We start from the raw sequence: 11,914 nt of genomic DNA on the forward strand, positions 1-11,914 counted from the left end.
GGAAATCGGCCACGCGGCCTTGTTGATCATGCTGTCACGCTGTGTCGCGACACTCGGTTGGGCACGCTCAGCAGGAGGTTTGCGCGTGTCGGGGGTATGTTGCCGGTCGAGGTGTCGTTTACTGGCGAAAGGCAACTGGCGACGGTGGTCGCACCGTGGGTCGAGGGCGGGATACCGCTAGCGCTCTGGTGACCGTCGGTAGCCAATTGATCGCCAGACAACTTTTGTCTGACCCTCCGCTGCCGCGGTGGGTGAAGAAGGAAAGGACTACCACGTTGGCTCTGCCCACGTTGACTCCCGAGCAGCGCGCTGACGCGCTCGCCAAGGCCGCCGAGGCGCGCAAGGCGCGTTCCGAGCTGCTGGCGTCGATCAAGTCCGGTGAGCGGACCATCGCGTCGGTGCTCGGCAAGGCCAAGGACGACAAGACCATCGGCAAGACGAAGGTCGCTGCCCTGCTCAAGGCCGTGCCCGGGCTGGGTGCGGTGAAGGTCGCCGCCCTGCTCGAGCAGGCAGGCATCGACCCGGATCGTCGGGCCGCGGGCCTGGGCGACCGGCAGCGCTCCGCGCTGATCGACGCGCTCAACTGACCCGGTGAACCCCGGCCGGGGGTAGGCGACGGACACCGTCGCCTACCCCCGGCCGTCTTTTTTCCGCCGCCCGGGTAAGCAAGGCCATAACGCGGGCGTGCGCGCCGCTGGGCATGATGGTGGTGTGGCAGGTGACGATGCGGGACCGCGAACACTGGTCGAGCGGTATCGACCGGGTGATTTCCTGCTCGCCGGGCCCGCGTCCACGCTGCTCGCCACCGGGTGCCAGGCCGTCGTCACCGAATCCCACGCCGAGGAACTCGCCGCCCGCGTCGGCAAGCTGATCCTTGACTCCGGGGTGCCCGTCGCCGTGGGCGTGCTGCCGTTCGACGACACCCTCGACCCCCGGCTGGTGATCCCGGCGGAGGTGCTGTCCGCCGGTCCCGCGCACGGGCTGGTCCCGGCCGCCGTGCCGCACACCGTCGCCGCCAGCGTGACCCCGGTGCCCGAACCCGCCGCCTACGCCCGCGCGGTCGCCGCCACCGTCGCCGACCTGCGCACCGACCCTGACCTGCGCAAAGTGGTGCTCGCGCGGGCGGTGGACCTCGGCTTCGCCGACCCGGTCGACATCGCCGCCCTGCTTCCCGGCCTGATCGAGGCCAACCCGCTCGGCTACACCTACGCCGCCGACCTCGACGCGGGCCGGACCCTGCTGGGGGCCAGCCCCGAGCTGCTGCTGCGGCGGACCGGGACCACGGTGCTGTCCAACCCGCTGGCGGGCTCGGTGCCGCGCGTGGCCGACCCGGCCGCCGACCGCGCCGTCGGCGAGGCGCTGCTGGCCTCGGCCAAGGACCAGGGCGAGCACCGGGTCGTGGTGGAGGCCGTGGTCGAGACGCTGCGGCCGTTCTGCCGGAACCTGACCGTGCCGCCGACGCCCTCGCTGGTCGAGACCCCGTCGGTGTGGCACCTGTCGACCCGGATCACCGGCGAGCTGATCGACCCGGACGTCTCCGCGCTGCGCCTGGCCGCCGCGCTGCACCCGACGCCCGCGGTGTGCGGCACGCCCGCGGCGGCGGCCCGCGCGGCCATCGCCCACCACGAGCCGTTCGACCGCGGCTTCTACAGCGGCGTGGTTGGCTGGTGCGACGCGGCGGGCGACGGCGAGTGGATCGTGGCGATCCGCTGCGCGGAGGTCGACGACCGGCGGATGCGGCTGTTCGCGGGCGCCGGGATCATGCCCGACTCGGTCCCGGAATCGGAGCTCGCCGAGACCACGGCGAAATTCCACACCCTCCTCGCGGCCCTCGGCATGCGGCTCAACTGAGGCGTCACCGCAGGTGGCGCGGGTCGTTGGATCTGGTGACAGACTGAACCGCGGTTAGCCGAACATCACAAATACGAACCCCATTCGCTATCAAGGAACGCGAACGAGGGGTTACAGTCGTGCCGTGGGAGCCCCGACGTTGGCGTCGCCGCTGCCTCCCGAGTTGGCCGACCTTGTTCGTCAGCTCCTGGAGAGGCTGCCGGAGTTCGCCTCGGAACTGGCGAAGCTCCTCAGCGACAACGAAGAGTTCTACCGGCGCGTGAACCTCACCGCGCCGGAGGAACTGCGCAAGGTGTGCGAGGTCAACCTGCGCAACGCCTTCAGCGCGTTCATCGAGGGCCGCGACGTCAGCGTCGAGTCGGCGCACAAGACCGCGCTGGCCCAGGCCAAGGCGGGTATTCCGCTCTCGGCGGTGCTGCGTGCCTTCCGGATGGCGGGCACCTACACCTACGAGGTGCTCATGGAGCGGGCCATCCCGAGCGGGATCCTCACCGCCGAGCAGATGCTGCCGATCAGCAACACCGTCTGGCGCATCATCGACAACTATTCCAATGTCATCGCCACGGCCTACACCGAGTTCGAGGCCGACTCGGCCCGCTACGACGAGAAGGCCCGGATCGCGCTCATCGACGGGCTCCTCGACGGCCGGTTCACCAAGCAGGCCGAGTTGGACGACGCGGCCAAGGCGCTGCGGCTGCCCCCCGCCGGCCCGTTCGTGGTGCTCTACGCCGACCGCCCCACCGACCGGATGCCCATGGGCGCGGTCGTGGACTCCCGCCGCTGGCGGCTGGTCTGGCGCAGCCTGCCCAACGCCGAGGTCGGCATCGTGGCCGTGGAGCGCGCGACCGATCTGCGCCTGCTGCGCGAGGCCCTCGACACCGCCGGGCACGGCATCGGCATGAGCCCCCCGGTCTCGGGGCTGCGCCGCGTCCCGGCCGCCCTGCGCCGCGCCCGCATCGCGCGGCGCTGCCTGGCCCCCGGCGAGACCGGGGTGGCGGGCTTCGGCGACCAGCCGCTGACCACGCTGGTGGCGGGCAGTCTGGAGCTGGCCAGGGAGCTGGCCCGCGACGTGCTGTCCGGGGTGCTGGAACTGCCCAAGGCCGAGCAGGAGGTCCTGCTGCGCACCCTGCACGCCTGGTATGCCGAGGGCGGCTCGGCCAAGGCGACGGCGGCGCGGCTGTTCGTCCACCCGAACACGGTCCGCTACCGCATTCGGCGGATCCAGGACCTGACCAAACGCGACCTGGCCGACCCTCGCAACGTCGCGGAACTGTTCGCCGCCGTGGAGACCGCCCGCCTGGACCCAAGCCTCGGCGCGACCACCGAGGCCTGATCCTGGCGCGGTGACCTAGCGCGACCATTTGGTTTCGCGCTGTCGCTGTTCTCCAGCCATGACGGCCGGTTGTCCCGTGTGCGGGTCAACGAATCCGGACCAGCGGCGATACCCGATTTTGTGCCGGGAAACAGTCTTGGTTGGCGTGCTGGACTATTCGGCGTAAAGAAACTAGGCCGAACGGCCTCTCTCAACTAACCTGAATCGAAGTTCATGTACCAGTGTGGTGTCCGTCACATTCGGAGCCGCGCGGCCTCGGTACTACCGTTGGGTAACTTCGCGGTGAATGTGACCCCGGTCTCACTCTAGGAGGACCCATTGAGGACGCTGCTGTCGGTAGTCGTGCCTGTCCTCAACGAGGAGCGCCGCCTGCCCGCGACCCTGGTCGGGCTCGCCTACGCGCTTCGTGGGGTGTCCCGCCGGACCGAGATCGTCGTGGTGGACAACGGCAGCACCGACCGCAGCGCCGAGGTCGTGCGGGCGCACCGGGCAGGCCCGGTGCCGATCCGGATGATCGAGTGCGCCGAGCGGGGCAAGGGCGCGGCGGTGCGCGCGGGTGTGCTGGACACCGACAGTGCCTTCGTCGGGTTCTGCGACGCCGACCTCGCGACCAACATGGACGCTCTCACGCCCACGCTCGCCCACCTCTTCGACGGCGTCAACGTCGTCATCGGTTCGCGGGCGCACCCGATGTCCGATGTCCGCGCGCGGCACAGCGTGCTGCGCCAGGCGGGTGCGTGGGCGTTCCGGCGCGCGGTGGGGTCGCTGGTGCCCGGGGTGGCCGACACCCAGTGCGGCTTCAAGTTCTTCGACCGCGCGACCGCGACGGCGGTGTTCACCCCGCTGCGCACGACCGGGTTCGCCTTCGACGTCGAACTGCTGGCCAGGGCGCAGCAGAACGGCGCGGTCATCGCCGAGCTGCCGGTCCGCTGGACCGACGTGCCCGGTTCCACGTTCAGCCCGATGCGCGACGGCTTCCGCAGCTTCGCCGCGCTGCGGGAGATCAGGGAGCTGCTCGACCGGGAGACGGTGTCCGCGCCGGTTCTCAGCTCCGACACGGTGATCGCGGAGGTCGCGTAGGTGGGTGGGCCCAAGCCCTTGCGCGGCGCCCGGGTCGTCATCGTCAACTGGCGGGACCGGGGCCACCGGCTCGCGGGCGGCGCGGAGGAGTACGCCGTGCGCGTCGGCGAGGCGATGGCGCACGCCGGGGCCAGGGTCACGTTCCTGACCGCGCGCGATGAAGGCCAGTCCCCGGGCGAGACCGCGACCCTGACGTACGTGCGCCGCGGTGGCCGGTGGACGGTCTACCTCTGGGCGCTGTTCTGGCTGCTGCGCAACCGCGGCCAGGTCGACGTGGTCGTCGACTGCCAGAACGGCATCCCGTTCTTCAGCCCGCTGGTGCTGCGGCGCCGGACCAAGGTCGTCCTGCTCATGCACCACGTGCACGACGCCCAGTTCGCCGTCCACTTCCCGCCGTGGCTGGCCGCGGTCGGCCGATGGCTGGAGGGTCCGGTGGCGCGGCTGGCGTACCGGCACGCGGTCACGGTCTCTGTCTCACCGTCGACGGTTCACGCGATGCGGGCCCGGTTGAACTGGACCGGGCCGGTCTACGTCGTTCCCAACGGGATGGACCAGCCCTCGGGCGAGCGGGTGGCCCGCGACCCCGAGCCGACGCTGGTGTGCCTGGGCAGGCTGGTGGCGCACAAGCGCGTCGACCGTCTCATCGAGACAGTCCACACGCTGCGCGAGCGCTGGCCGACGCTGCGGCTGCACGTGGTCGGCGGCGGCCCGGAGGAATCGGCGCTGCGGGACATGGCGGGCGAGGGCGTCGAGGTGCACGGCTACGTCGACGACGAGACGAAGTCCGCGCTGCTGGCCCGATCCTGGGTCAACGTCACGCTCTCCGACGGCGAGGGCTGGGGCCTGGCGGTGGTCGAGGCCGCCGCGCACGGCGTGCCGACGCTGTGCCGCGACGTCGACGGCCTGCGCGACTCGGTCCGCCACGGCGACACCGGCTGGCTCGTCGACGGCGACGTCACCGCGATGATCGACCACGTGCTGACCGACCTGCGCGACCCGGCCAGGGCCGAGGCGGTCGCCAAGGCGTGTCAGGACTGGGCGAGCCGGTTCGACTGGACGGTCACGGGCGAGCGGTTCACCGCGCTCGTCGCCGATCTTCGAGCCGGTCTGGAAATGGGTGAGTGGTTGCCCCGAATGCCGGAGGCGATCATCGCCGAATTCAACCTTTCAGGTGTTACCGACCGTCCGGCCCTGGTCGGATCGCGGTCGGGGACCGACGGAATCGGGCAGTGGGTCCTGGTTGAGCAATGTTCGGTGGGGCGGCTCAAGGCGGCGGTGGAAAACGCAGGTCAGCCCGCCGACGCGGTGCGAGCCGCCACCGATGCGGAGCGATTGTTGGGTGGATCCTTACGAACTCCGCGCGGAACGTAACGGATTGACTTAATCAGCCGTTCAGCAGTGTTGCCCAGCCCTATATCGGACGTATCTTTCGCTGGTATTACCGTCGAGTAAGCATCCGTTGTCGACCGTCCCAACGGTCTTTGAGTCACAGGAGGACCCTTGCGTCGCGTCATCACCTTCGTCCTGCTCGGGTTGGGGGTGTTCGCGGTGGCCACCGGCTTGTTGCTGCAGCTTTACGCCTACCCCCGGCTCGCCAAGGTCCCGCACAACATCGACACCAAGTCGGTGGCCCAGGGCAGCGGGATCACCGCGCTGGTCTACGTGCCCAACGGGTCGTCGTCGAGCCCGGAGATCCGGGAGAACCTGAGTCTGACCTCGACCACGCACGTCACCGGCGACCTCAGCCAGCCGGAGGTCGACCGCGACAGCGATGTGACCGCGTGGACCGAGGCGTCGATCGTGAAGGACGACGAGGACGACCTGGTCGTCACCGCGGGCCTGCGCGGGCTGTGCATGGACCGGCACACCGGCGAGGCCGTGGTGCCCTGTGAAGGCCAGTTCTATGAGGACAACAAGGGCGACCGCAAGCGGGCCAGCCGCAACCAGCTGCTCCAGCCCGGGTTGAACTTCAAGTTCCCGTTCGGCGCCGAGCAGCGCACCTACAAGTGGTTCGACACCGAGATCAAGCAGGCCGTCGACGCGCGCTTCGACGGCGAGGAGCAGGTCAAGGGCATCGACACCAACCGCTACGTGATCACCATCCCGCCGACCAAGATCGACACGCGGGACGTGCCCGGCAAGCTGATCGGCAAGCCGGACGTGCCGACGATCAAGGCGGACCTGTACTACGAGGTCACCCGGACGCTGTGGGTCGAGCCCACCACCGGCGCGATCCTCGCGGGCCGTCAGGACGGCAAGCAGGAGCTGCGCGAGCCCAGTCAGGCCGCGGGTGAGGGTACCTACGTCTTCAACGGGACGCTCCAGCTGAACGACGAGACGGTCAGCAAGAACTCCGAAGAGGCGAAGAAGAACATCTCCAAGCTGTTCGCCATCACCACGCTCCCGATCATCCTGTGGAGCGCGGGCGGAGTGATCATCCTGATCGCCGTCGCACTGCTGGTCTTCGGTGGCGGGGACCAGCGTCCCGCCCGACGCTCGCCGCCGCGGCGGCAGGGTGTCGGCGCCGGAGTCTGAGGCTCGACGAAGAGGGGGACGCCGTTCGCGGCGTCCCCCCTTTCGTCACTTCTTGCGCAGTACCAGGACCAGGTTCCAGGAGGCGACCTCGCGCAGGCCGGGAACCCGCACGATCCACGTCGCCCAGCCCGGGTGGTAGCGCGGGAAGGCCCGGACCAGCGTCGCTTCCTCGCACTGCTTGGCCCACTTGATCGCCGCGCCGATGGAGAAGGCGAACAGGCTCTCGCCGAACTTGTTCTTCGGCTCGGCCCCGGTCTTCTCGGTGAACCGGCGGCGCGCGTAGTGCCCGCCGAGGAAATGCCACGGCGAGGTCTCGTGGCCGCCCCACGGTGAATACCACGGGGTGAACGACATGAAGACGGTGCCGCCGGACTTCGTCACGCGGACCATTTCGTCGAGCATGACGTGCGGGGTCGGCACGTGTTCGAGAACATTCGACGAATAGCAGATGTCGACACTGCCGGTGCGCACGGGAAGTTCGGTGCCACTGGCCCGGATCATGTTCTCGCCGTGCTCTCCGCGCGCGGAGAGTTCGCCGACGTCGGGGTCCAGGCCGAGATAGTGGGCCCCCGCCGCGCGAAAGGCGTCGGAGAAATAGCCGGGGCCGCCGCCGACGTCGAGAATGATCTTGCCGTCGAGCGGGGCATAGGCGTTGACCTGCCGGGCCGAGTCCTCGGCGAGCGTCTGGTAGAAGGTGTCGCGATCGGTCTGCTCGTTCCGGAAAGCCTTGAACAGGCGTACCGACCGGTCCAGGGTCGCGGCGAACGGCGTTTCTGCGGTCGACATCGAAATCAGCTACCCCCGGGTCCGGAAATTCATGGTCCGATATTACCGGCCGGTAGTCGGAAAGGCTATGATCAATAGCCGGTCAGGGTGAAATGGACGCCGATCCCGCAGCGCCGGAATCGGGTTCGCGCAGTTCGGTGACGAGGCTCGACAAGAGTTCCGCCGCGCTCTCGTAGGTGAAGTCGCGGGCGCGGACACGCAGGGTCAGAGTGGTCGTGTCGGCGACGGTGACAGCGCCGAAGGCGACCGCGGACCGGCCGGACGCCGCCGGGTGGAACGCCAGCGCGCGCACTTCGTCCGATGTGGACACCGGGCCGAGGTTGGACACCAGGAAACTCGATCCAAGGCGGCCCGCCAGCAGTCGGGTTCCCAGCGTCGTCAATGGCCCAGGTGAGCTGGGGAACTGAGGTTCCGGCGCCTGTTCGGCGAGCCGGGCGCGGATGTCGGAGGGACTCGCGTCGCGGGGGATGGGCAGGCGCAGGAAGGCGCTGTCGTCGCGGGGGGCGATGTCGTCGCCGCCGCGGCGGGAGACACCGACGGCGGCCACGAGGGGGGTCGGGTGGCCGTGGTGGCGGCGGTTCCAGGTGGCGACGGTCGCGGCCGCCGCGGCGGTCAGGGCGCCGGTTCCCCAGCGGGCCCGGGGTTCCTGGTGGGTGAGCAGCAGTTCGCCCGCGGCGGGTTCGGTCGCGGTGGGCTCGACGCGGGCGGGCGGGTGGAACAGCGCCTCGTTGACCCGGCGGGCGGCCGACCGGACGAACGACTCGCCCGATGGGCGGTCACCCACGCCGACCGCGGCGGAGGTCACCGGAACGCCGAGGGCGGCGCTGAGCAGGGCGAGCAGGCCGAGTCCGTCGCAGGCGCCGTGGTGGGCGGCGATCAGCAGGGCCGGGGGGTCCGTGCCGACCGCGACGCGCACGCGCGGGGCACGGTCGGCGTAGGGGAGTTCGGCGAAGCGGGCGCGCGGGTCGGACAACTCGTCGGCGCGCTCGACATCGGGTGGTGGGCCTAAGTGCGGATAGCGCGCGCAGGCGTCCGCCAGGCCACGGCCGACCGCGACGGCGTCAGGTGCCGTGCGCAGGTCAGCCCGCAGCAGGATGCTCCAGCTGACAGTCGGATCCCCGAAGCCGGACGCGGCCACGGTGCCGGGTCAGGGCGCGGTGACGCCGTAGTTGACGACTCCGTTGGCGCCGTTGCCCGCGGGGCGCTCGGTCAAGTCCAGCTTGGACTCGCTGTCCGGGCTGGCGGCGCTGGTGACACCGAAGGTGACTCCCGTGGCGAGGCCGAGACCGGCCAGGACGGCCACCAGAGCCGCAACGATCTTGCCCACCTGATTACTCCTCGCGCCGACTGATTTCGCTCAATCTACCGGCCGGTAACGCCAGCCACAACAACCCTAAAGTCACGATCAGCAACGCGATGGAGTCGGCGACCAGTACCGGCGCGCGCGGTGGGCCGAGCGCGGGTGGGGCGGCGATGGCCCCTGGCACGCGGTAAAGCGTCAGCCAGGGGCCGCGGAAGGTCTCGGTGAGCGGGGCTAGGACGGCCGGGTCGACCGCTCCCGGCGTGCCGTGTTCCACCAGCACCCAGCCGAATCCGAGCGCGCCGAGGCCGCCGCGGGCGGCCAGGGTGTCGCGGACGCCGGGGACGCGGGGGTCCTCGCCGGGGATCGGGCGGCCGTTGACGTAGACCGTGTCGTCGATGACGGTGGTGCGCGGCAGGATTCGAGGCGCCGGGTCCAGTTGGGTGCGCTCGTCGTTCCAGGCGAAGCGGCGGAACGTCGACAGGGGCAGGGTGAGCACGTCGCCCGGCCGGTCGTCGGCAAGGAGCGTGGCGCGGACGGCGGTCCAGTCTGCCGGGTAGTCCACGGGGGCGAGCCTGCCGAAGCCGCCGAGTGCCAGGTCCGGCATGGTCAGCACGGGCAGCAGCGCGGCAGCGCCCAGCGCGGCGAGCCTGCCCCGGTCCAGATGGCGCACCGCGCGCTCGACGGCCAGCGCGAAGCCCAGCGCCAGCGGCAGCGCCCACCAGGCCACCCACTTCTGGCTGTCGCGCAGCAGTCCCGCGCCGGGCACGGTCGTCACGGCCCAGCGGAGCAGGTCCGCTCCCCAGGGGACCGTGGTCAGCAGTGCGAGGACAACGCCGAGTCCGCCGAGCGCAGGCAGCGCGGGACCCCAGCGGCGGACGAGGTCGCGGCAGCCGACCAGCGCCGCGGCGGTCACGGCGAGGGTGATGACCGGGACCAGGGGGAGCGCGCGGCTGTCCGGGACCACTTCGCTGTTCCAGTAGCCCCCAAGGCCCAGCACGGCGGTCAGCGCGCCGCCCCAGTTCTCCCCGTGCGCGCCGAACTGGTCGACCGCGCCCGGCGCCGACAGCGCCCCGCCGGGCAGCAGGATCGACGGCACCAGCCATGGCGCGTTGAGGGCCAGCGCGATCCCCAGCGTCGGCACGGACCGCCGCCACCCGGCCGCCGCCAGCGCGGTACCGGCCGCCAGGAGCCCGCCGGTCGGGGTGAGCACGGCGGGGGCCGACCAGAGCACGAGCCGGGCCCACGCCTTCGGCTCCCCGTCGCGCAGGGCCAGGCCCGCCGCGGCGATCCAGGGCAGGCACGCGTAGGCGAGCAGGTACGGCCAGTGGCCCATGAACAGCCGCTCCGCCAGGTAGGGCGTCCAGCCGTAGCCGACCGCCGCGACCAGCCGCACCGCCGTCGACCCGGTCGGCACCAGCCTGCCCGCGCCCAGCGGCCCGAGGAAGAACGCGAGGAGGAGGACCAGCTTCTGCACGATGTCGCCGGGCAGCACGTGTGTCAGCAGCGCGATGACCGCGTCGGCGGGGACCGAGCGCGCGGGCGCCGACCCCAGGCCGAGGCTGTCGGGCACCAGCGGCTGGGTCGGGGCGAAGACCATGTCGTAGGAGAGGACGAACCCGCGGCCGAGCAGGGACGCGGTCACCGCCAGCGCCACCAGCGCGCTCACCGCGGGCAGGGCCGCCCGGCGTGCGGCGGAGAGCCTTTCGCTCAAACCTGTTCTCCGAATGGTCTCGCCGCTACAGTTACCGGCAGGTAACCAGAGGGGCGCCCTTGACTGTCAGCGGTTCCGAAGAGGCTACTCGGCGTGGCGGGTTAGGCGCTGTCATGGTCGCGGGCGCGCTCGCGGTCAACAACATCGCCGCCTACCTGCTCATCCTTGTCGCGGCCAGGCTTCTCGTGCCCGCGGCGTTCGGCGAACTGGGCTCGCTGCTGGCGGTCCTGGTCATCGGCGCCGTGCCCGCGCTCGGCCTGCAAACCGTCGTGGCGCTGCGGGTGGCCAAAGAGGACCACTCGACGAACCGGCCCCCTGGCCCGCTGGTCGCCCTCGGCTTCGGCACCGCCCTGACGATCACGGTCGTCGCCCTGCTCAGCACTCCGCTGTTCGTCTGGCTGCTGCACCTCGACGGCCCTGGCGCGATCCTGTTCCTGGCGTGGGCGCTGGGCCCGATCACCCTCAACGGCCTGTTCTACGGCACCCTCCAGGGCGGCGAGCGCTTCGGCACGATGTCGAAACTGCTGGTCACCGAGGGCGTCGGCCGCATCGGCGGCACGCTGATCGGCCTGGTGGTCACCGGCACGCCCACCGGCGCCCTCGCGGGGACCGCGATCGGCGCCACCCTGGTCGCCACCGCGGGCTGGTTCATCTGCGGCCGACCCCGCCCGGCCCGCCTCGACCTGGCCCACGTCCGCGACGTCCTGCACGCGGCCCAGGCGCTGCTCGCGCTGGTGCTGCTGGTGAACCTGGACCTGGTCCTGGCCCGCCACACTCTCCCCGAGGCCACCGCGGGCGAGTACGCCGTCGGGGCGGTCGTCACCAAGATGGCCTACTGGCTGCCCTACGCCATCGCCATCGTCGTGCTGCCGAGGATGTCCAGCGACGCGGGCAGACGCAAGGTCATGCCGCTGGCGTTGGGACTGTGCGCGGCGCTGGACGGCTTGGTCGTCCTGGGGGCGGCCCTGTTCGGCGAACTCGGCGTCGGCCTCATCGGCGGCGCGAAGTACGGCGACAGCGTGATCCCGCTGTGGCCGTTCGCCCTGGTCGGGTCGTTGCTGTCGCTGGTCCAGATCCTGCTGTTCTCCCGGATCGCCAGCGCCGACCGCAGGTCGACCATCCTCACCTGGATCGCGGTGGCCATCGAGATCGTCCTGGTCCTGACCGTCCTGAGTGGATCCTTGACGACCGTGGTGATGGCCGCGGTGATCGCCACCGGCTTGCTGGCGATGGCGGGTGCGGCGATCGAGATCCGCGATCACCGCAAGCCCCTGCCGGTCGCAGACTAGCGTCGCCACCGTCCCGCTGCGCCCGC

Annotated in this window: 11 protein-coding genes; 7 read left to right on the top strand and 4 right to left on the bottom strand. The window is 70.9% G+C overall.

The window, feature by feature from the left end; genetic code table 11:
- Positions 1–275: 275 nt before the first annotated feature.
- From mihF to BN1701_RS29630, 6 genes are all read left to right on the top strand, one after another.
- A complete protein-coding gene (gene mihF, locus BN1701_RS29605) occupies positions 276–587 on the top strand; it encodes an integration host factor, actinobacterial type (protein ID WP_172803343.1) in 312 nt (103 codons plus the stop codon).
- Between the two features lie 124 nt (positions 588–711).
- Complete coding sequence (locus tag BN1701_RS29610) at positions 712–1,851, top strand: isochorismate synthase (protein ID WP_054054268.1); 1,140 nt, start codon at positions 712–714, stop codon at positions 1,849–1,851.
- 124 nt (positions 1,852–1,975) lie between these two features.
- Entirely contained in the window at positions 1,976–3,184 is a 1,209-nt protein-coding gene (locus BN1701_RS29615) for a CdaR family transcriptional regulator (protein WP_054054271.1), read from the top strand.
- Between the two features lie 318 nt (positions 3,185–3,502).
- Entirely contained in the window at positions 3,503–4,264 is a 762-nt protein-coding gene (locus BN1701_RS29620) for a glycosyltransferase (protein WP_054054273.1), read from the top strand.
- Positions 4,265–5,635, top strand: a complete 1,371-nt coding sequence (locus tag BN1701_RS29625) for a glycosyltransferase family 4 protein (protein ID WP_067520928.1) — start codon at positions 4,265–4,267, stop codon at positions 5,633–5,635.
- Positions 5,636–5,764: 129 nt separating this feature from the next.
- A complete protein-coding gene (locus BN1701_RS29630) occupies positions 5,765–6,799 on the top strand; it encodes a DUF3068 domain-containing protein (RefSeq protein WP_054054275.1) in 1,035 nt (344 codons plus the stop codon).
- A 45-nt stretch (positions 6,800–6,844) separates the two neighbouring features.
- On the opposite strand, the gene BN1701_RS29635 is transcribed toward BN1701_RS29630, so the two are convergent.
- The 4 genes from BN1701_RS29635 to BN1701_RS29650 all read right to left on the bottom strand — a co-directional run bounded on the left by BN1701_RS29635 (position 6,845) and on the right by BN1701_RS29650 (position 10,599).
- Positions 6,845–7,585, bottom strand: a complete 741-nt coding sequence (locus BN1701_RS29635; protein ID WP_054054276.1) for a bifunctional 2-polyprenyl-6-hydroxyphenol methylase/3-demethylubiquinol 3-O-methyltransferase UbiG — start codon at positions 7,583–7,585, stop codon at positions 6,845–6,847.
- Between the two features lie 82 nt (positions 7,586–7,667).
- Entirely contained in the window at positions 7,668–8,723 is a 1,056-nt protein-coding gene (locus BN1701_RS36135) for a hypothetical protein (RefSeq protein WP_054054278.1), read from the bottom strand.
- Between the two features lie 9 nt (positions 8,724–8,732).
- On the bottom strand, positions 8,733–8,912 hold the full coding sequence (locus BN1701_RS29645) for a DUF2613 family protein (RefSeq protein ID WP_054054280.1): 180 nt from the start codon (positions 8,910–8,912) through the stop codon (positions 8,733–8,735).
- Positions 8,913–8,916: 4 nt separating this feature from the next.
- On the bottom strand, positions 8,917–10,599 hold the full coding sequence (locus BN1701_RS29650; RefSeq protein WP_054054282.1) for a hypothetical protein: 1,683 nt from the start codon (positions 10,597–10,599) through the stop codon (positions 8,917–8,919).
- Positions 10,600–10,712: 113 nt separating this feature from the next.
- On the opposite strand from BN1701_RS29650, the gene BN1701_RS29655 reads away from it, so the two are divergent.
- On the top strand, positions 10,713–11,888 hold the full coding sequence (locus BN1701_RS29655) for a polysaccharide biosynthesis protein (RefSeq protein ID WP_054054284.1): 1,176 nt from the start codon (positions 10,713–10,715) through the stop codon (positions 11,886–11,888).
- Positions 11,889–11,914: the final 26 nt, after the last annotated feature.

The organism is Alloactinosynnema sp. L-07 (assembly GCF_900070365.1).
Classification (GTDB): domain Bacteria; phylum Actinomycetota; class Actinomycetes; order Mycobacteriales; family Pseudonocardiaceae; genus Actinokineospora.

Coding starts and splice junctions, on each gene's coding strand:
- BN1701_RS29655 (WP_054054284.1), top strand. CDS start 10,713: ATGGTCGCGGGCGCGCTCGCGGTCAACAACATCGCCGCCTACCTGCTC.
- BN1701_RS29635 (WP_054054276.1), bottom strand. CDS start 7,585: ATGTCGACCGCAGAAACGCCGTTCGCCGCGACCCTGGACCGGTCGGTA.